The organism is Corallococcus aberystwythensis, assembly GCF_003612165.1.
Classification (GTDB): domain Bacteria; phylum Myxococcota; class Myxococcia; order Myxococcales; family Myxococcaceae; genus Corallococcus; species Corallococcus aberystwythensis.
The window spans coordinates 1-17,755 of the sequence record NZ_RAWK01000218.1 but is presented as its reverse complement, the minus strand read 5'-3'; the positions used below and the strand labels follow the sequence as shown (position 1 = coordinate 17,755).

18 protein-coding genes are annotated in these 17,755 nt (G+C 70.6%); 7 read left to right on the top strand and 11 right to left on the bottom strand.

Going from position 1 to position 17,755, the window contains the following annotated elements:
* The 4 genes from D7W81_RS29810 to D7W81_RS29795 form a co-directional block, all read right to left on the bottom strand.
* Positions 1–2,752, bottom strand: a 2,752-nt coding sequence (locus D7W81_RS29810; RefSeq protein WP_120558792.1) for a carboxypeptidase regulatory-like domain-containing protein, incomplete at its 3' end; no start/stop codon positions are given.
* 112 nt (positions 2,753–2,864) lie between these two features.
* Positions 2,865–4,157 (bottom strand): Stp1/IreP family PP2C-type Ser/Thr phosphatase, encoded by a 1,293-nt coding sequence (locus D7W81_RS29805; protein ID WP_120558791.1) that lies wholly within the window; start codon positions 4,155–4,157, stop codon positions 2,865–2,867.
* 57 nt (positions 4,158–4,214) lie between these two features.
* The gene (locus D7W81_RS29800) at positions 4,215–4,727 is read right to left on the bottom strand and encodes an FHA domain-containing protein (protein ID WP_120558790.1); all 513 of its coding nucleotides are present in this window, start codon (positions 4,725–4,727) and stop codon (positions 4,215–4,217) included.
* A 66-nt stretch (positions 4,728–4,793) separates the two neighbouring features.
* Positions 4,794–5,414 carry a hypothetical protein gene (locus tag D7W81_RS29795; RefSeq protein WP_120558789.1) on the bottom strand — a complete coding sequence of 207 codons (621 nt, stop codon included), beginning with the start codon at positions 5,412–5,414 and terminating at the stop codon, positions 4,794–4,796.
* A gap of 111 nt (positions 5,415–5,525) precedes the next feature.
* Between D7W81_RS29795 and D7W81_RS29790 the strand changes: the two genes are divergently transcribed.
* Positions 5,526–5,720 (top strand): hypothetical protein, encoded by a 195-nt coding sequence (locus D7W81_RS29790; protein WP_120558788.1) that lies wholly within the window; start codon positions 5,526–5,528, stop codon positions 5,718–5,720.
* 15 nt (positions 5,721–5,735) lie between these two features.
* Here the strand turns inward: D7W81_RS29790 and D7W81_RS29785 are convergent, their stop codons facing one another.
* From D7W81_RS29785 to D7W81_RS29775, 3 genes are all read right to left on the bottom strand, one after another.
* Positions 5,736–6,320 (bottom strand): DUF2716 domain-containing protein, encoded by a 585-nt coding sequence (locus D7W81_RS29785; protein WP_120558787.1) that lies wholly within the window; start codon positions 6,318–6,320, stop codon positions 5,736–5,738.
* Between the two features lie 227 nt (positions 6,321–6,547).
* Positions 6,548–7,084, bottom strand: coding sequence for a hypothetical protein (locus D7W81_RS29780; RefSeq protein WP_120558786.1), 537 nt, complete (start codon positions 7,082–7,084; stop codon positions 6,548–6,550).
* A 112-nt stretch (positions 7,085–7,196) separates the two neighbouring features.
* On the bottom strand, positions 7,197–8,651 hold the full coding sequence (locus tag D7W81_RS29775) for an RluA family pseudouridine synthase (protein WP_120558785.1): 1,455 nt from the start codon (positions 8,649–8,651) through the stop codon (positions 7,197–7,199).
* Positions 8,652–8,724: 73 nt separating this feature from the next.
* Here D7W81_RS29775 and D7W81_RS29770 point away from each other — a divergent pair, with 73 nt between their 5' ends.
* The 4 genes from D7W81_RS29770 (at position 8,725) to D7W81_RS29755 (ending at position 12,327) form a co-directional block, all read left to right on the top strand.
* Entirely contained in the window at positions 8,725–9,549 is an 825-nt protein-coding gene (locus tag D7W81_RS29770) for a helix-turn-helix domain-containing protein (RefSeq protein ID WP_120558784.1), read from the top strand.
* Between the two features lie 59 nt (positions 9,550–9,608).
* Positions 9,609–10,382 carry a dienelactone hydrolase family protein gene (locus tag D7W81_RS29765; protein ID WP_120558793.1) on the top strand — a complete coding sequence of 258 codons (774 nt, stop codon included), beginning with the start codon at positions 9,609–9,611 and terminating at the stop codon, positions 10,380–10,382.
* 46 nt (positions 10,383–10,428) lie between these two features.
* Positions 10,429–11,799: an FAD-binding oxidoreductase gene (locus D7W81_RS29760; RefSeq protein WP_120558783.1), complete on the top strand. Its 1,371-nt coding sequence runs from the start codon at positions 10,429–10,431 to the stop codon at positions 11,797–11,799.
* Positions 11,800–11,922: 123 nt separating this feature from the next.
* Complete coding sequence (locus tag D7W81_RS29755) at positions 11,923–12,327, top strand: VOC family protein (RefSeq protein WP_120558782.1); 405 nt, start codon at positions 11,923–11,925, stop codon at positions 12,325–12,327.
* 23 nt (positions 12,328–12,350) lie between these two features.
* Here D7W81_RS29755 and D7W81_RS29750 read toward each other — a convergent pair whose 3' ends face one another.
* Positions 12,351–12,872 carry a hypothetical protein gene (locus D7W81_RS29750; RefSeq protein WP_147445664.1) on the bottom strand — a complete coding sequence of 174 codons (522 nt, stop codon included), beginning with the start codon at positions 12,870–12,872 and terminating at the stop codon, positions 12,351–12,353.
* 197 nt (positions 12,873–13,069) lie between these two features.
* Positions 13,070–13,528, bottom strand: a complete 459-nt coding sequence (locus D7W81_RS29745; RefSeq protein ID WP_120558780.1) for a GNAT family N-acetyltransferase — start codon at positions 13,526–13,528, stop codon at positions 13,070–13,072.
* A gap of 99 nt (positions 13,529–13,627) precedes the next feature.
* Here D7W81_RS29745 and D7W81_RS29740 point away from each other — a divergent pair, with 99 nt between their 5' ends.
* The gene (locus tag D7W81_RS29740) at positions 13,628–14,878 is read left to right on the top strand and encodes a hypothetical protein (RefSeq protein ID WP_120558779.1); all 1,251 of its coding nucleotides are present in this window, start codon (positions 13,628–13,630) and stop codon (positions 14,876–14,878) included.
* A 128-nt stretch (positions 14,879–15,006) separates the two neighbouring features.
* The gene (locus tag D7W81_RS29735; RefSeq protein ID WP_120558778.1) at positions 15,007–15,744 is read left to right on the top strand and encodes a hypothetical protein; all 738 of its coding nucleotides are present in this window, start codon (positions 15,007–15,009) and stop codon (positions 15,742–15,744) included.
* Here the strand turns inward: D7W81_RS29735 and D7W81_RS29730 are convergent.
* Together D7W81_RS29730 and D7W81_RS29725 are read right to left on the bottom strand one after the other, a co-directional pair.
* Positions 15,716–16,696 carry an ABC transporter substrate-binding protein gene (locus tag D7W81_RS29730; RefSeq protein ID WP_120558777.1) on the bottom strand — a complete coding sequence of 327 codons (981 nt, stop codon included), beginning with the start codon at positions 16,694–16,696 and terminating at the stop codon, positions 15,716–15,718. The genes D7W81_RS29735 and D7W81_RS29730 overlap by 29 nt on opposite strands.
* A partial coding sequence (locus tag D7W81_RS29725) for a D-alanine--D-alanine ligase (RefSeq protein ID WP_147445663.1) occupies positions 16,693–17,755 on the bottom strand: 1,063 nt, incomplete at its 5' end. The genes D7W81_RS29730 and D7W81_RS29725, both read right to left, overlap by 4 nt.

The window sequence follows — 17,755 nt, the reverse complement described above, 5'->3', positions numbered from 1 at the left end:
CCACCCACAGCGCCTTGCCCCGCTCCGGCTCGATCAACACCGTCACCGAGCCCGACCCCGGCACCGGTCCCAGGTCCAGCGTCATGTCCGTGCCCGCCACCTGCACCACCACCGCCGGCTGGCCCGTCCCGCGCCCGCCCACCACGAAGCGGTAGTTGCCTGGGGACAGGTCCGCGCTGTAGCGGCCATCCGCGCCGGTGATGAGCGATACCGACTCGCTGCGGTCCGCGTTGAGCCCTTCCACCTGAGCACCCGCCGCGGGCTGGCCATCCGCCAAGTACACCCGGCCCGTCAGGTGCGTCGCGGGCTTGAGGGTCAGCTCCACCGGCGCCGTGCTGCCGCGCGGCACCTCAGCCGTCCCGCTCACCTTGCCCTTGCGCGCGGACACCGTGAAGCGCGGCACGAAGGGCGGGCTCGCCAGCGTGAAGTTGCCGTCCGGCCCGGACAGCACGGAGCCGTCGCACACATCGCACGTCACCACCGCGTCCGGCACCGCGCCGCCGGACGCATCACGCACGCGGCCGGACACCGATGGCGCCTTCACCAGCACGATGTCGCCCATGTCTTGCGGCGTCGCCGGGCGATCCACCACCTGGGGCTCGTAGCCCGTCGCGTCCACCGCGACGATGAGCCGGTCGCCCGCCGTGGACAGCGGCAGCTCGAAGCGGCCATCCGGGCTGTTCACGTCGTGCTCGTCCACGCGGAAGCGGCGCACCGCCTGGCCGGAGTCATCCACCACGCGGCCCCGGAACGTCGTGCGCCGGCGCATCTTCACCCGCACCGGCGGCCCGCCCGGCTTGCCCTGCGGACGCTCCATCGGCTCGTAGCTCGCGTGGCGCGCCTCCACCATGTACGTGCGGTCCGGCCGCAGCGCGCGGAACTCGAAGTGGCCGCTCGAATCCGACTGCGTCGGCTCCGCCACGCGCGGCGCCACGCTCATCGCCGCGCCTACGACCGGCTGGCCGTCCTCGTCCACCACGTCGCCCGTGAGCTGCGCGCCGGCCTCCAGCTCCACCGTCACCTGCTGCTTCCCCCCGTCCTGCACCGTCACGGACTGGGGCGCCGACTGGAGGTACTCCGGATGCGACGCCACCAGCTGGTACGTCCCCGGCGGCAACCCGCGCATGGGCACCACGCCATCCGGTCCCGAGGGACGGTCGCTGCGGAAGATGTTCTCCGGCTCCGCCCACATCACCACGTCCGCGCCCTCCACCCGCCGGCCGCCGCTCGTCACGGTGACGTCCGCGCCCGCCTTCGCCTCCAGCGACAGCGTCACGTCCGTGGCGGGCGCCGTCGCCTGCACGCTGCCGCCGCCCCATTCGGAGTGGTGCGCGTGCAGCGTGTAGAGCCCGGGCATGGGCACCTGCGCGGAGAAGCGGCCGTCCTCGCCCGCGTTCACCACCTCGCCGGTGGGCTGCACCAGCACGGACACGCCCGCCGCGGGCCGGCCGTACTCGTCGATGACCTGCCCGCTGATGACCGTGGCCTTCGCCAGCTCCAGCTCCAGCGGCGTCTCGCCCTGCGTCACGCGCGCGGGCAGCTGCGCCGCGGTGAAGCCCTCCGCCTGCCCCTCCAGCACGTACTCGCCCGGCGCCAGGGGGCCCAGCTCCGCCAGCGCCCCGGTGGGCACCGCGTCGCGGCGGATGAGATCGCCCGCCACCGTGCGCAGGAGCAGCTGCGGGTTGGGCACCGGCTGACCGTCCTCGTCCACCACCGTGACGAGCAGCCGGCCCGCCGCCTCCAGCACCAGCGTCACCTGCGTCACCCGCTGCGACAGCGTGAGCGTCTGGGGCGCGGAGCCGAAGCCCGGCGCCTCCGCCGTCACCACCACCTCGTCCGGGTACAGGCCGTTGAAGCGCACCGGCCCGCCCTGCGCCTCCGTGTGCTCCTCGCGCGTCAGGTGGTCGCCCCTGAGCCGCACCGTCGCCGCCGCAGGCGCCCCGTCGCGCGTCACGCGCACCTCCAGCGTGCGCGACGGCGTCAGCTTCAGGCGCAGGGGCTGAGAATCCGCCTCCACCTGCTGCGCCACCGCGGGCTGGAAGCCCTCCGCGTCCGCGAGCACGTAGAAGGGCCCTTCGCCCAGGCCCGACAGGGTGAAGGCCCCGCCCGCCCCCGCCACGGCCTCGAAGGGCAGCGGCACCTTGCGCGACACCGCGCGCACGCGCGCCCCGGGCTTCGGCTGGCCGGAGTCATCCACCACCGTGCCGGTGATGCTCCGCAGGGGCGGCAGGTACAGCTCCACGGCCTCACCCGGCGCGGCCCGGTCCTTGAGCGCCACGCCCAGGCCCGCCGAGCGCGCCCAGACGGTGAAGGACACGCCCGCCAGGTGTTCGAAGCGGAACTTCCCCTCCGCGTCCGTACGCACCGTGGCGCGCGCCGTGAGGAAGCCCTGCTGCTGTTCGAAGAAGGCCCGCGTGTGCAGCGCCGTCTCGTGCGCGGTGCAGGCCAGCAGCGCCAGTCCGCACTCGTCGCAGCGCACGTCCGCCAGCGTCCGCTCCGCCGAGGCCGCGAGCGACACCTCCGCGTCCGCCACCGGCTTGCCCTTGCCGTCCAGCACGCGCCCGGTGAGCGTCAGCCCCTCCTGCGCGCCGGACGACACCGCCACGGCGTTGAAGGCGGGCATCCCCTGACGGATGGAATTCGCGGAGACGGGCGAGCCGGGGCGCGCGGCCGGAGCGCCCCACCGGGGCCCCAGCACGAGGGCGGTGATGGCCAGCACGGCGGCCACCGCGATGAAGACCCATTTGCGCATGTGTACGCGGCCGGGACATTACTCGCCGGCCGGCCCCCCAACGACGGTTTCCCCCGGGAAATTCCAGAGCGTCCTGTTGAAGACGTCCCGGGGGGCGCTGGGGTTCCCTGCTTCAGTCCTCGGCGAACGGTTGGATGGCCTGCGCCACCGCCAGCTCCTGCCGGGCCTCGCTCAGCTCCGAGTTGGTGGCGCGCAGCCGGTCGCTCAGCACCTGCACGAAGCTCCAGAGCATCTTCACCGCGAGGATGGCCTCGCGCTTCATCAGCCCCATCAGGTCCGAGCGGGCGATGACCATGGTCCGCGTGGGCTCCGTGGCGCGCACGGTGGCGGAGCGGGGCGCGTTGTCGATGAGGCCCATCTCCCCGAAGTGGCCGCCCGAGCGCAGCTCCGCGATCTCCACGCCGTTCTTCTCGATGGCCACCCGGCCCCGGATGACGACGAAGAGCTCCTCGCCCGGCTGCCCCTCCACCACGATTTCCCGACCCGCCGGGTAGGTGCGCGTGGTGGCGATGGACAGCACCGCCGTCTGTTCCTTGTACGTGAGGTGGCGGAAGAGCGGGATCTTCCGCAGCGCCTCCATGCGCGACTGCGCCTCGCTCGTCTCCTCGCTGGCGAGCGCCGCGCTGTCGCCGGCCACCTTCACCACCACCGCGGTGATGTTGTCCTTGCCGCCGCGCTCGTTGGCGATCTCCACGAACTTGCGCGGCAGGTCCGCGGGCTGCAGCCCCGCGACCAGGGGCAATATCTCCTCGTCCTCGACGTAGCCGTGCAGGCCGTCCGAACAGAGGAGGAACACGTCGCCGGGCATCAGGTCCACGATGAGCGTGTCGACCTGGACGGACTCCTGGATGCCCACCGCGCGCGTAATCACGTTGCGGTACTGCGAGGTGGCGGCCTGCTCCTTGGTGATGGTGCCGGCCTTGAGCTGGGCGGCGACGAGCGTGTGGTCCTCGGTGAGCCGGTGGCACTGCCCGTGCCGCACCAGGTACACGCGGCTGTCGCCCACGTGGCCGATGACGCCCTTGTTGCCGCCCACGGCCAGGCACACGAACGTGGTGCCCATGCCTCGCTTGGAGGCGTCCGTCATCGCCGTGCGGTAGATGTCCGCGCACGCGCGCTGCACCGCCACCTCCACCAGCGCGGCGGCGGCGGAGCGGCTGTCCGCGGTGGGGTTCTGCGCCAGGTCCTTGAGCAGGTGCCGGTTGGCCGCGATGTGCTGCTTGACGACCTCCGTGGCTCGCGCGCTGGCGACTTCACCCGCGGCGTGTCCGCCCATGCCATCGGCGACCATGAACAGGCCGAGCGACGCGTCCACCATCATCGCGTCTTCGTTGTGTTGCCGTTTCCGGCCGACATCGGTCAGCCCGAAGGCTTCTGTGGTCAAGGCCACCGCGAACGCTCCCATCCATGCCTAGAGGGTGACTCCGCACGTTACGCAGGCCGCCGAAGACGTGGCAAGGCTTCAGGGTTGGAGACGCACAGCCAGCAGGCGCGTGAAGCCGCCGGCCGTGTAGAAGCCGACCTCCACCTGGCCGAAGCGCAGCCGCATCCCGTCCTCCAACGCCCGGGGTTTGCGGGCCAACAGCCGGCCCCCGGCCACGTACGAGCCGTTCTTCGAGCCCGCATCCGTCAGCAGAAAACCGGTATCCCCCGTGTCCCGCGAAAACCACGCGTGAAACCGGGACACACTGCCATCGTCCAGGACGACGTCGTTGTTGCCCGTGCGTCCCACGGTGATGCCCCGGCCGAAGGCGTTGCCCTGGGACTTGAGCAGCGGGAAGACGACGGGTTCGTCCTGCCCGAGCGTGGGCGGGCCCGCGTTCGTCACGGTGCGCAGCGGGTACTCCTCCAGGTCGGAGGGCGTCACCCCGCTCAGGGGCGGCGTGAAGAGGAGGACCGCTGCGGGGAGGCCCCGTTCGAACTCCTCGCGGTTGCGCAGGTAGCGCGCGACGTGGGCACTGAGCAGCTCGGCCATGGACGTGGACGCGGCACCCTACCCGCACCGGCAGGCGGGGCCGCTCTCACGGAGTGTACCGCGCCTCTACCGCCAATCCGCGAAAAATCCGATGTTCACGCCACCCACGAAGTCACGTGCGAAGCTGCGGTTCTTCAGGCCGAAGGGCTCCGCGTAGCTCGCGGCCAGCCCCACGCCCACGTCCCGCGGCAGCTGGTAGCCAATCTGGAAGCGGCCCTGGACGGTGCCCGCGACGCGGCGGTCCGGGGGCTGGGTGGTGAAGTGGGCGCCATAGAAGGTGGGGCCGCCCGTCACCTGGAAGCCCCAGTGGACCTTGCCCGGCAGGTGGTTGCGGTAGCCGAAGCCCACCTGCGCGGTGTGCTCATAATAGGAGGTCACCGGCAGGTAGAGGCCCCTGCCCTCCAGCGCGGACTCCGGCAGCGACGCCGCCCACCCCACCCCACCCTCCAGGACGGCGATCCACGCGTCCTTGCGGTCCTGGAAGATGGTGAACTCCCACTGGATGCGCAGGTTGGGGATGATGGCGCCGTTGTTGATCTGCGTGCCCAGGAACACGCCCCGGGGCAGCCAGGCGGGCGTGGGCGACACGTGGCCCCGCAGGTCCTCCGCCTCGCGCGACTGGGCGGCGGCGGAGGTGGAGACCAGGGCAAGCGAGACGACCAGCAGGGCGCGAGCGAGGTGGAGCATGGGACCCTATCCACCGTGGCAGGGCGCACTTGTCAACGAAGTGTTCCGTTGGCTATGACACGAAAACGCCCTTCTGCCCGTCGCGGGAGGTCACCAGGAGCGGAACACCGAATGCCAGTCGTCACGGTCCGGGCCAGCAGCAAGCAGGGTCCGGCGCAGCTCGACACGCTGGTCCGCAAGGTCACGCAGAAGACGTCGGGGCTCCTGGAGGAGAACGACCGGGTGCTCGTGGTCTACAGCGAGGGGCGCGCCAGCCTCTACTACGAGGGTGAGCCCCGTCCGCGCACCGTGCCGCGGCCGGCCTGACGTTCCGGGTTCACCTCAGTCGTCAGGCCCCAGCCTGCGCGCGCGCCGGAAGAGCGCCGGCGGGTCGCGGTCCACGGCGGCGATGAGGCGATGTCCCAGCAGCTCGTAGGTCTCCGTCTCGATGGGGCCCCGGCCCGGGGCTTCCAGCCCGTCGAAGTTGCCCACCCGGTAGCGCGCCGCGAAGACGAAGTGGAAGTCCGGCGGCGCGAAGAGGTGTTCAGGGTCCCCCGCCGGGTGGACGTCCATGGCCCAGCGCGGTTCGAACGACGGCGGATGGATGCCGCGCTCCACCTGCTCCATGTGCTCGCGCGTGTAGAGCCCGGTCATCTCCTGCAGCGTCGCGCCGGCCTCGAAGCGGACGTGTGGGTCGAGCCGGTAGCAGGGGCGCCGCGGGTCCAACGCGTAGAGGCAGCCGCCGGGCGGGGTGAGCTCGCGGAAGACGGCGAGCATCCGCTCCGCCAGGTCGCGGTACAGCTCCAGCCGGGCGTCATGCTCCAGGCGGAAGAAGTCGTCGCCGACGACGAAGCGCACGCTGCCCTGCTCCGGCGAAGGCCACGGATGGTCCAGGGCGTGGCGTTCCGTGTCGCCCGACAGGGGCATCCAGGCTTCCGGTTCCGGTTCCGGCTTGAGTTTGAGCACGACCGCGTCCCCCCTGCTTCGCGAAATTCAGGGTATGCGCGCAACGCTGGAATATCGCAATCACCCGGTAGGAGGGGTCCGGGCCGGTGCATGGCATCCGACGCCCACCGCGACCCGAGCCGGAGGTGGCTGTCGGCGAAGGCCACATCGGGTGTCGCGCGGTGGACGTCGGGATTGCGCCCGGTGGTTCAGGGCAACTCCACCTCGTCCCCCAGGAACGTGTAGCCGAAGGTCCCCGCGCGGGTGGCCTGGCCGTTCGCGACCTCATCGAAGGTGCCCCTCACCACGGTGCCATTGTAGTCGATGGTGAGCTGGTGGTTCTCGACGCGGCCCAGGCCCAGGCGGAAGTCCAGCCAGAGGTTCTCTCCGAACTCCGCGGGCACCGGGCACGCGTGCACTTGATCGGGGCGCACGTCGCTCAGGTACTCGACTTCCACCTTGCCGCCTTCCGCGCCGGGCTCGGTGAGGGTGGAGTAGCTGGCGGAGAGAGAGCACTTCAGCGCGTTCATCGTCACGACGGCGTCGGAGTCGTTGTAGACGTTGAAGCCCACGTCCAGCTTCCCCTGCGCTTGCTTCGCGCCGCTGTCGAGCTGGAGTTGCAGGTCGTACGTCCCCTGGTATTTGCGATTGATGTCGCCTGTTCCGCAGCCCGTCAGCGCCGTCGCGGCCAGCAGGAGGCCTGCGAGGAGGGAGTTCCGGCGGGGGTTCTTGCGTGCGTGGGTCATGGGGTTCCGCTCCAAGATGGGGATGTCTGTTCACGAAGGGCCTTCCCGCCCTTCCCTGCCGCTTGGTTTCCGCAGGGCCTGGGATTGATCAAACAATCCCAGCGGTCCTGCGTCAGAAAGGCGCGGGTGATGTGAATGCCAGACGCTCGCCCGTGCGTGGATGCACGAAGGCCAGCGCCTCGGCATGGAGCATCAGCCGTGCGTCCTCTCGTCCCAAGCGCGCATCGCCGGCGATGGGAACTCCCAGCCCCAGCCGATGCGCTGCATGGATACGCAACGCGTGGGGCAGATGGGTCGTTGGAATGAATTCCACCCGGGTCCGGGCCGCCTCGCGACGGAGGACCCGCCAGGTGCTCACGGTCCGCTTGCCGTGGCGAGCGTCGACGCAGTCCTCCAGGGAGGCGTGCGCCGTCGAGCGCAGCGGCAGGTCGATGATGCCAGCGTCTCCCTCCACGCGGCCCTCGAGCCAAGCGACGTGGCGGTGCTCCGCCTCGCTCCGGGAGAACTGGCGCTGGAGCGCGGCACGGGTCTGGGGGTCTCGTGTGATCAGCAGAAGGCCAGAGGCCTCGGGCTCCAGGTCGTGGAGGAACCAGGCGCTGGACAGGTCCGGGAACCGGGGCTGGAGGTGGACGAGCACCGAGTCGCGCGTGGGCGCATGCCGTCCGGGAAGCGTGGGCAGCCCCACGGGCTTGTCCGCCACGAGCAGCCACGGGTCCTCATGGAGCACGCGCGGCCCGTCGTTGGCGGGCGCGGTGGAAGACGGCAGCTCCACCTCCAATCCCTGCAACATGTACGGCAGCACCGTGCCGCATTTGTTGTCACACGCCGGGTAGTACGCGCCGGACTCCCGGTGGCCACCGAGCGGCGGCGCCCCCCACCAGAACTCGATGAGCTCGAGCGGCGTGAGCCCCTGGCGAAAGGCATATGCCAGGAGCTTGGGCGCCGCGCAGTCCCCCGCGCCTCCGGGGGGAGGCTTTGGCGCGAACAGCGACGCCAGTGTCTGGGTTTCGCCGCGCGCATTGGGAATGACATATCCCTGGGTCACCTGCCGCCACAGGGCCCGGGAGCATTCGGCGCGCACGTGCTCCACTTCCGCCCGTTTAGCTTCCACTTCCTGGAGCGCATGAACGGCGCCTCGCGCGCGCAGTGTCCCGGCGTCCCGGCACAGCTCCGCATGCCGTTGTTCCAGCGCGGCCAGCTCCGCCTCCCCCGCGGGCCAGAACGCGTCGCGAGCCACCTGGTCGAACAGCGGCGGCACGAAGCCCTCCCCGGTCCACGTGCCGGCCAGCATCCCGGAGAACGCGCTCAGGAAGCCCACCCGTCCATCCGGCGTCGCGACCACCAGCACGCCGAACATCTTTCCCCGAGTCGGCCGCCACAGGGCTTCGCGGTAGGCAGGGTCCTGCCGCAGCCGGTGCTGGAGCGCCTCCACCGCCTGGAGCCCCCAGGGACCGGGAGGCGTCACGTGGAAGGGATTCGCCAGCCGGGTGGGCAGGCATCCGGGACGTGGCCCCTCCAGGTACGTCAGGGTCCGGATGAGGTCCGCCTCGTCTGTTCGGGTCTTCATCCGGGCCCCATCATCCCCTGAATCCTCCGGCGAAGGGGGACTACGCTGGTCCGCGTGGAGGCCAGGACCCACCGTGCACTTCCTCAAGCAGGCTCCCGCCGCGCCGCTGTCCGCCCTGGTGCTGGGCTACTGGTTCATCCAGGACCTGAAGGGCGCCTACGCAGGCCACCCCATCCAGACCTCTCCGTCACCGACGGCGGTGGTGACCCTCAACTTCGGCAGGCCGTGCACCAGCGACTTCGCGGCGGGAGCACCGCGCGCCTCGCTCCTGGGCATCCAATCCCGCCGCCGCGAATGGCGCTCCGGGGAGGGCTGCGCCTTCGTGATGGTCATGCTGAAGCCGGCGGGACTCGCGCGCCTCTTCCCCGCGAGCGGGCGGCACACGGGCGATGACCTGCTGGAGCTGGGCTCGGTGCTGGGCGATGGGCAGACCCGGTGGCTCCTGGAGGACCTGTCGGCCGCGTGGGAACCCCGCCAGGTCGCCGCGCGCCTGGATGCGTGGCTGCTCGGGCGGCTGGCTTCGACGAAGCCTCTTCCTGAAACCGAACGGCTCGCGCGGGCCTGGGACGTGTTGCTCCGCACGTCGCGCGTGGAGGCCGCGGCGCGGGCGGTGGACGTGTCCACGCGGCAGCTGGAGCGCGGGTTCCAGGAGCACGCCGGTCACTCTCCCCGGCAGTTGCTCGCGCTGGAGCGGATCCACACCAGCCTGCTCGCGGCACAGACGGGACAGGGGGACCCGCTCGAAGGGTTCAGCGATCAAGCCCATCGCATCCGGATGTGGCGCCGCTACCTGGGCCTGACGCCCGGACGGTTCGAGCGGACGCAGCGCTCCATGATGGCGGACTACTTCAACCCCCGCCGGGAAGACGCGGCCGCGGCGCTCGCGCATTTCCTCTGAGCGCGTGTCGCATTCGTTCAAGACGGCGGGAGCGCGGCCAGGGCAGCGTGGCGTCCACCATGCGCCTCCATGCCGAAACCTTCGACTACGCCGACGGGGAGACCCTCTGTGAAGGGTACGTCGCCCATGACTCCGCCCACGACGGCCCGCGCCCCTGTGTCCTGATTGCCCATGCATGGGATGGGCAGAACGCCGTCATCCGCGCGATGGCGGACCGGTTCGCGGCGCAGGGCTACGTGGGCTTCGCCCTGGATGTGTATGGGAAGGGCGTCCGGGGAGAAGTGATGGGGGACAACTCGCACCTCATGGGGCCCTTCATGGAGGACCGGGCGCTGCTGCGCCGGCGCATGCGAGCGGCTTTGGATGCGGCGAGGCGTCATCCGCGCGTGGACCCGGAGCGCGTCGCGGTGCTGGGCTATTGCTTCGGAGGCCTCTGCGCCCTCGACCTCGCTCGCGCGGCTCCGGAGGGATTGAGGGGCGCGGTGAGCGTCCATGGAATGCTGCATCCGCCGCGCCTCGGGCCCCAATCGCCCATCTCCGCGAGCATCCTCCTGCTGCATGGCTGGGAGGATCCGACCGCGAAGCCCGACGCGGTGCTGGCCATTGCCCGGGAGCTGACCGAGGCGGGCGCGGACTGGCAGCTCCAGGCCTACGGCCACGCGATGCACGCCTTCACCTTTCCCGGCGCCCAGCGACCCGAGGTGGGCATCCAGCACCATCCCGTCGCAGCCGGACGCGCGGACGCCGCCTTGCGGACGTTCCTGGCGCAGGTCCTGGGTGAAGCGCCCCCGGCACCGAGGCAAGCTGGAGGTCCGGAGTCAGGAAACGGATGACGGGCGGCCGGCCCGGCGTTCACGTTCCGGAGCCTGGGAGGCCCTCATGAAGGTCGACGTGGAGCGGGCGCTGGCGGAGGTGCTGCCAGCGGAGGCGGTCATCACGGATCCGGATGTGCTGGCGGCGCACCGGAACGACCAGGCGGAGTGGGCACCCTCGGGCATGCCGCGGGTGCTGGTGCGGCCCGCATCTACATCCGAGGTCCAGGCCGTGCTCCGCGTGGCCACGGCGCTGCGCGTGCCGGTGGTGCCTCGGGGCGCGGGCTCGGGGCTGTCGGGCGGCGCGAACGCGAGCGAGGGCTGCATCGTCCTGTCGCTCATGCGGATGAACCGCATCCTGGAGGTGGACCGGCGCGGCATGCTGGCTGTCGTCCAGCCCGGGGCGCTCAATGGCGCGGTGAAGGCCGCCGCCGCGGAGCAGGGACTCTGGTACGCGCCGGATCCCGCGAGCTGGGAGTTCTCCTCCATCGGCGGCAACCTAGCCACCAACGCGGGAGGCCTGTGCTGCGTGAAGTATGGCGTGACGGGCGACGCGGTGCTGGGGCTGGAGGCGGTGCTCGCGGATGGCACCGTGGTGCGCACCGGCGGGCGGACGGTGAAGAACGTGGCGGGCTATGACCTGACGCGCCTCTTCGTCGGCTCCGAGGGCACGCTGGGCGTCCTCACCGAGGCCACGCTGCGGCTGCGGCCCCGGCCGCCGAAGGCGACGACGCTGGTGGCCGCGTTCCCCACGCTCGTGAGCGCGGGCACGGCGGTCTGCGACATCATGGAACGCACGCGCCCTTCCCTGCTGGAGCTGATGGACCGCACGACCGTGCGCGCCGTGGAGGCCTGGAAGCCCATGGGCCTGGACGTCAACGCCGAGGCCCTGCTCCTGGCGCGCTCCGATGCGGGAGGCCCGCAGGGAGAGGAGGAGCTGGCGCTGATGGCCGCGTCCTGCGAACGCGCTGGAGCGACCTCCGTGATGAGCACCGCCGATGAGCTCGAAGGCGAGCTGCTCATGGGCGCCCGGCGCTTCGCCTTCCCAGCGCTGGAGCAGCGCGGGGCCACGTTGCTGGATGACGTGGGCGTGCCGGTGGTGCGCATCCCGGAGCTGCTCGCGGAGGTGGAGCGCATCGCGGTGCGGCATGGGGTGCTCATCGGGACGTTCGGGCACGCGGGCGATGGGAACATGCACCCCACCGTCGTCTTCGACCGGAAGGATGCGGCGGCGCTGACGCGGGCGAAGGAAGCGTTCGACGCCATCCTGCACGCGGCGCTGGCCCTGGGAGGCACCATCACGGGCGAGCACGGTGTGGGTTCACTCAAGCGCGGCTTCCTGGGCGCCCAGCTGGGGCCGGAGACGCTGCGCCTGCACCAGACAATCAAGGGCGCGCTTGATCCGCTGGGCCTGCTCAACCCCGGCAAGCTGCTGTGATTCCGGTGGGTTGGCGGGAGCGCGCGGAAAAATAAATCCGGTGTCGATCCGGCGAAGGCGTGTTCGTCGCGTGGATGAAGGCGACGTTCACCTCATCCACTTTCTTCCGCCAGGAGACGCACCATGGGCAGCAAGATCTTCGTCAACCTCCCCGTCGAGTCGCTGGACCGCGCGGTCGGGTTCTTCACGAAGCTGGGCTATTCGTTCAACCCCCAGTTCACCGACGCCAACGCCACGTGCATGGTCATCAGCGAGGACATCTACGTGATGCTGCTGGTGAAGCCCTTCTTCAAGGGCTTCATCCAGAAGGAGATCTCGGACGCGAAGAAGTCCACCGAGGTCATCATCGCCCTGACGGCGGACAGCCGTGCCGCGGTCGACACGCTGATGGAGAAGGCGCTGGCGGCGGGTGCACGCGAGACCAAGGAGAAGATGGACCAGGGCTTCATGTACCAGCGCAGCTTCGAGGACCTGGACGGCCACCAGTGGGAGTCCTTCTTCATGGACCCCGCCGCCTTCCAGAAGTAGCCGTTCGGAGAGGGCGCTGGGCGCTAGAGGGAGAACCTCACGCCCACCCGTTCATGCAGCAGATGAACGTTCCTGCCGAGCAGCCGCACGTAGGTGTAGGCAGCGCCCAGGTTGAGCGCGAACCATCGGTTGGGGTGCCACTCCACCCCGGCCCAGACTTCCGGGAAGGCGCCCAGGCGCGACTCGAAGTTGGGATCCGACTCGCTGCCTCCATCTCCATCTCCATCATCATCGAAATCATCGAAGTCGAAGTCGAGCGATTGCACGGTGGTGACGAGCGGGAGCCCCAGGAACTCCCTACCCGCCCCCGCGACTCCGAGCTTCAGCCCGGCACCCAGGTACGGAACCCATCGCTGGGCTGCGTCACTGCGCCAGCGGTAGAGCAGTCCCGGGGTGAGGCCCACCTCGGAGAAGGTGGCATCCCCGGAGCCGCCGACCCCGACCTCCAGCGGCAGGCGGAACGCCCACCGAGAACCGAGATCCACTTGGAGCGCGGCCTGAAGGCTGATGCCTACCGCCACCCGTCCGCCCGAGAAAGCCTGCATGGGCCCCACTGCCAGGGGCTCCAGATTGACTCCCGCGCCGAAATAGCCCGAACGCGGCACGTCACCCGCGGACGCTGTCGATGCGAGGACCACAAGAAGCGGTACGAACGTCATTTCATCTCCAGACCGAGACGGTTGCGCACGCACCCATCGTTAGCATGCGCCCCCTGGCCCCGAGAAGCTTCGCGGCCCCCTGTTCAGAGTGGGCGCTTCATGCCCTCGTGGCTCGCCACGAACCCCAGCCGCGCGTAGAAGCGCTGGGCTTCGTGGCGTCGCTTGTCGGTGGTGAGCTGGATCAGCGCGCAGCCCCTGGCCCGGGAGCGCTCCATCGCGTCCGCCATCAACGCCTCACCGATGCGCTGTCCCCGCAGGTCCGCGCGCACGCGCACCTCCTCCACCAGCGCCCGCTTGAGCCCGCCGCGGCCCAGGCCCGGGATGTACGTGAGATGGAGCGTGGCGACGACCTGCCCGTCCTGCTCGCCCACGATGACCTCGTTGTTCGGGTCAGCGGTGATTTCGTCGAACGCGGCCTGGATGGCGGGAGTCACGGCCTCGGCATAGCCGGTGCGTGACTGCGCGATGGCGTCGTCCGCGAGCAGCGTGAGGATGGTGGGCAGGTCCGTGGCCGTGGCGTGGCGGAAGGTGATGGAGGGCATGCAGGGAGTCTAGCCGCCTTCACAACCGGTGGCCGTTCCGCGTCCTGGAGCCACGCCTGTTGGAGCGGGCGCTCAAAGCTCCAGAGGGAGAGGTCTTCGATGAGCCTGGTGAAGCAGCAGGGCATCCTGAGCCCGGAAACGCGCAGCGATAGGGACGCGGACGTCATCATGACGGCGGCGGTCGTCGGGTGGGCGTGGAGCCGCCTCACGAACGCGGACGTGAACAAGCGGCACGCGCGCATCGACTTCGAGGTGCAGGACGCCCAGAAGCTGGACAAGAAGGAGCTGCGCGAGCAGACGGAGAGCGTCGCCCTCCACATCTCCACCATCGAGAAGATCAACCAGCTGCTGCACGCCACGGGGCTCAAGCCCGAGCAGAAGGTGGAGCTGGGCACGACGCCCATCTGGACGACGGGCGGCCGCATCGCCGGAGGCACCGGCGACAAGAACCCCGCCGACGCCTACCGTTACAACCCGCCGCTGCCGGACGGGTACGCCGCGAAGCTGTTCCAGCTGGCCACCGACCCGGCCACCGCGGGTCAGCTGGGCTACCAGGGACGCGGCGCCTACACGGGGTTCATCGACGGCCGGACGGATGGGCAGACCGGGTTGATGAGCACCTTCCAGCACACCGTTCCGTTCGACGACGCGTACGGGCGGCGGTGGCATCCGCCGGAGGCGCCTCCGGACAAGACCTGGGGAATGATCCTCACCACCGCGATGCAGGACCACGTGGACCCGGACGAGTCGAAGCAGGGCCTCAAGCAGTGGGGCATGCACTTCGAGGGCCCGGCGCCCCAGCGCAACCGCGACATCTGCGCGTATACGCACGGGATGATCCAGGCCATCTACGACGTGCACGTGCACCAGCTGGCCAACGACACCAGCCCGAACAAGAAGACGCCCTACAACCCGGGCACGCCGTATGAGATTGCCGTGGGCAACAAGACCACGAAGCTTGCCTCGTGCTTCCCGTGCAGCATCTTCATGGAGGCCACCGGCCACGCGGCATCCTCGACGCACCTGGGCCGCGGCGAGTCCTGGAGCCCCCTGTACCCGCCCGCCAACCCCACCACCACGCAGCACAAGGCCTGGCAAGCGTGCAACGCGCAGTGGCAGGCCTACTGCAAGTCCATCATCGACGCCGGGCTCCAGTGCCTGAAGAAGGCCCCGGCCCAGCTGAACGCCGACTGGACCGCCAGCGTGGCCGCGCTCGACCTGTACCTCAACGGCCCGCGCGGGGTGAACAAGACGCCGGCCACCGCGGCCCAGGCCTACGCCAACCTCATCCTCGACGCCGTGACGGTGCACGACCACGAGGTGAAGCGCGTCAACCGGACCCTCAAGTAGCCGAAGCAGACGGGAGGACCCGGCCTGGCGCCGGTGACTCTGGCAGGCCTCATGGGGCACACCGCCCCGTGAGGCCTCTTTTATTTTCAGGGGAATCACAGCCGGTTTGTCCGCGCCGTCCTGGCGGCATGATCCGAACGGACATCTTGAAGGCTTGTGAAGCGCGGGACTCCGCGCTGTTCGACGTCGCACTGCTCGCGGAGCGCCTGTCTCGGACGCCACGCGGACAGGGCGCGCTGGAAGGCGAAGCCCTCTATGCGTCGCTGCGCGCGCGGCTGCCGGAGGGCCCCAACCGCCTGCTGGCCTTCGGGCTGGCGCTGCGGACCGCGACCGCGGACTCCGGACACCCCGGAGCGGCGGAGCTGCCCCTGGCCCAGCTCTCCCGCGAGCTGGGATTGACGCCCGCCCAGGTGCGCGACATGCGCCGGGGCCTCGCGGACGGGGTCTCTCCGCTCGTGCTCGCGGCGGAGCCCGCCTCCCTCCTGCACGCGCGGGTGCTGGAGGCCGTGCTGTTGACGGCGGGGCTGGAGGTCCGCCTCACCGAAGCGGAGGTGACCGCGCTGGGGCGGGCGCAGGAGGACATGGCCCACCTGCGGGAGCTGGCCGGGCAGCTGCTTTGCCGGAACGCCTTTGGCGCGCAGGCGGCCTGGCCCCTGGATTCCCTGCGCCAGCAGCTGACCGCGCTCGCGCTGGCGCCCTCGACGCTCGTGCACCGCCAGGAGGCCTGGCGGCTGGCGGTCCGCTTCTCCCACGCCATCGGTCAGGACCTGGCGCAGCAGCTGGTGCTCGACCTGATGCGGGAGCTGCTCCACGTCGACGCGATGGAGTGCCCCCGCCCTACCGCTCCCGCATCCTCGCGTACCTGAGGATGTGCATGGGCGGGTACAGGCCCAGCGCGTGCGCGGCCGGCATGTTCACCTCGAAGGAGAAGCGCGACAGCGCTTCAATGGGAATCTGCGAGGGCGGCCGGCGGTCCCGGAGGATCTGCGCGGCCTTGAAGCCCGCGAGCCCCCCCACGTTGTAGAAGGGCGCCACCAGCCCCATCATGCCGCCCGCCTCCAGCTGCACCTCGATGGCGCAGAAGGTCGGCAGTCCCAGTCTCAGCGCTTCGCTCATCAAGAGCTGGCTGTGCGGCGCGAAGAAGTTCACCGGCGGCAGGTACACCAGGTCCGGCCGCCGGGCCGCCAGCCGCTGCATCATCTTGGGCAGCCGCTCCGGGTCCGGCTTCCCATCCGGGCCGAGCGGATCCACGGCCACCAACTCGATGCCGGCCTGGGCGGTGAGCTGCGAGAGCCGGTCGAACATGGTGCGCTGGGACAGCTCCGCCGGGTTGTACGCGACGCCCAGCCGCTTGAGCGGCATGAAGGACTGCATGGCCTTGAGCTGGACGGGCAGCGAGGCCACGTGGATGGCGCCCGTCAGGTTGCGTCCGGAGCTCTCCAGTTTCTCCACCAGGCCCGCGCTGACCGGATCCGCCACCATGGCGAAGACGACCGGGATGTCGGTGATGCGCGGGGGCGCGTCCGTCTCTCCCAGCTGGCCCACGAGCCCCTGTGTCACCAGCGTGCTCTGCGCGTAGACGAGGTCCGGGCGCTTCGCGCGGATCTCCTGGACGATGGCCGGCAGCCGGCTGGCGTCTCCCTCGATGTTGCGGACCGTGAACGCCACCTCCAGCCCGGCGCTGTGCAGGTAGTCCTTGAAGCCCTGGTCCGTCTCCGCGCCGGCCCGGTGCAGCACCATGAAGACGCGGTACGGCGCGGCGGAGGCGGAGGCCGCCGCCAGCAGCACCATCGCCGCGAGGAGTGCCGGGCGGCTCATCGCTCCGCCTCCCGCGCCGTCCTGAAGGACGCCGCGTTCCACAGCCGGTGCTGCCGGTCCAGGCTGTGCCGGACGATGTGCTCGATGACATCCGCCTGGCTGAACCCCGCCTGCCGCGCGAGGAACATCACCGCCGCGTGGCTGCCCAGGTTGCAGCCGATGTTGAACTCCAGCAGGAACAGCTCCCCGGTGTCCCGGTGCAGGCGGAAGTCGACGCGCAGGTAGTCGAACTCCATCACCGCGCCACACAGCTTCAGCGCGTGCTCGCGCAGCTGGTCCGCCAGCTGCCCCGGCGCCACCAGCCGGCGCTCACGGCCTCCGTCCAGCAGCCGCTTCTGCCGGTGGGTGACGATGCCGTGCGGCAGCGCGGACGTCTCCTCCGCGACCCCCAACACGATGGGCTCCGGCCCGCCCAGCACCGGCACCGTGAGGTCCACGCCGGGGATGAGGGCCTCCACGAGGCAGGACTGGCCCAGGTTCTGGAAGTAGCGCAGGCGCGCGTGCAGCCCGGCCTCCGTCTCCTGGATGCTGTCCTCGGTGATGCCCACGGACGCGGCGCCGAACCGCGGCTTGACGAACCAGGGGCCGGGGAACTCCGGCGCGGCGGGGAGCGGTCCCTCCGCCGGACAGACGAGCCACGGGGCCGTGGGGATGCCCAGGGCCCGCGCCATCAGCTTGGTGAGGTGCTTGTCCTCCGCCAGCGCGCGGATGTTGGGCGGCGCGCCAAGATAGGGCACCTCCAGCCACTCGCAGAACGCCGACGTGAAGACCTCCGAGCTGCGGAACGGCGCGCGGTTGAGCAGCGTGAAGACGTAGTTGGGTTCGCTGCGCAGGTGGACCAGGTCCTCCAGCGCGCGGCAGGGCGAACACCGCAGCCCCAGCTCCGTCAGCGTGTGGAACAGCTCGTGGTTGTAGCGCGGGAGCACGCCGTGCTCCGGGTGCATGCCGGGCCTCGGCGCACCGGGCTCCGGCGCGTACTGCGCCAGGAACAGCACGTCCAGACGGTCGCGCTGCAAGGGGGTCAGCTTCAGCAGGTCTCTTGTGAGTGAGGTCATGGGG

Bases quoted from the DNA above. Each gene is read 5' to 3' on its own strand.
- D7W81_RS29775 (WP_120558785.1), bottom strand. From the start codon at position 8,651: ATGAAGACCCGAACAGACGAGGCGGACCTCATCCGGACCCTGACGTAC.
- D7W81_RS29750 (WP_147445664.1), bottom strand. From the start codon at position 12,872: ATGCAGGCTTTCTCGGGCGGACGGGTGGCGGTAGGCATCAGCCTTCAG.
- D7W81_RS29785 (WP_120558787.1), bottom strand. From the start codon at position 6,320: ATGCCCCTGTCGGGCGACACGGAACGCCACGCCCTGGACCATCCGTGG.
- D7W81_RS29795 (WP_120558789.1), bottom strand. From the start codon at position 5,414: ATGCTCCACCTCGCTCGCGCCCTGCTGGTCGTCTCGCTTGCCCTGGTC.
- D7W81_RS29760 (WP_120558783.1), top strand. From the start codon at position 10,429: ATGAAGGTCGACGTGGAGCGGGCGCTGGCGGAGGTGCTGCCAGCGGAG.
- D7W81_RS29735 (WP_120558778.1), top strand. From the start codon at position 15,007: ATGATCCGAACGGACATCTTGAAGGCTTGTGAAGCGCGGGACTCCGCG.
- D7W81_RS29755 (WP_120558782.1), top strand. From the start codon at position 11,923: ATGGGCAGCAAGATCTTCGTCAACCTCCCCGTCGAGTCGCTGGACCGC.
- D7W81_RS29780 (WP_120558786.1), bottom strand. From the start codon at position 7,084: ATGACCCACGCACGCAAGAACCCCCGCCGGAACTCCCTCCTCGCAGGC.
- D7W81_RS29790 (WP_120558788.1), top strand. From the start codon at position 5,526: ATGCCAGTCGTCACGGTCCGGGCCAGCAGCAAGCAGGGTCCGGCGCAG.
- D7W81_RS29805 (WP_120558791.1), bottom strand. From the start codon at position 4,157: ATGGGAGCGTTCGCGGTGGCCTTGACCACAGAAGCCTTCGGGCTGACC.
- D7W81_RS29800 (WP_120558790.1), bottom strand. From the start codon at position 4,727: ATGGCCGAGCTGCTCAGTGCCCACGTCGCGCGCTACCTGCGCAACCGC.
- D7W81_RS29765 (WP_120558793.1), top strand. From the start codon at position 9,609: ATGCGCCTCCATGCCGAAACCTTCGACTACGCCGACGGGGAGACCCTC.
- D7W81_RS29730 (WP_120558777.1), bottom strand. From the start codon at position 16,696: ATGAGCCGCCCGGCACTCCTCGCGGCGATGGTGCTGCTGGCGGCGGCC.
- D7W81_RS29745 (WP_120558780.1), bottom strand. From the start codon at position 13,528: ATGCCCTCCATCACCTTCCGCCACGCCACGGCCACGGACCTGCCCACC.
- D7W81_RS29740 (WP_120558779.1), top strand. From the start codon at position 13,628: ATGAGCCTGGTGAAGCAGCAGGGCATCCTGAGCCCGGAAACGCGCAGC.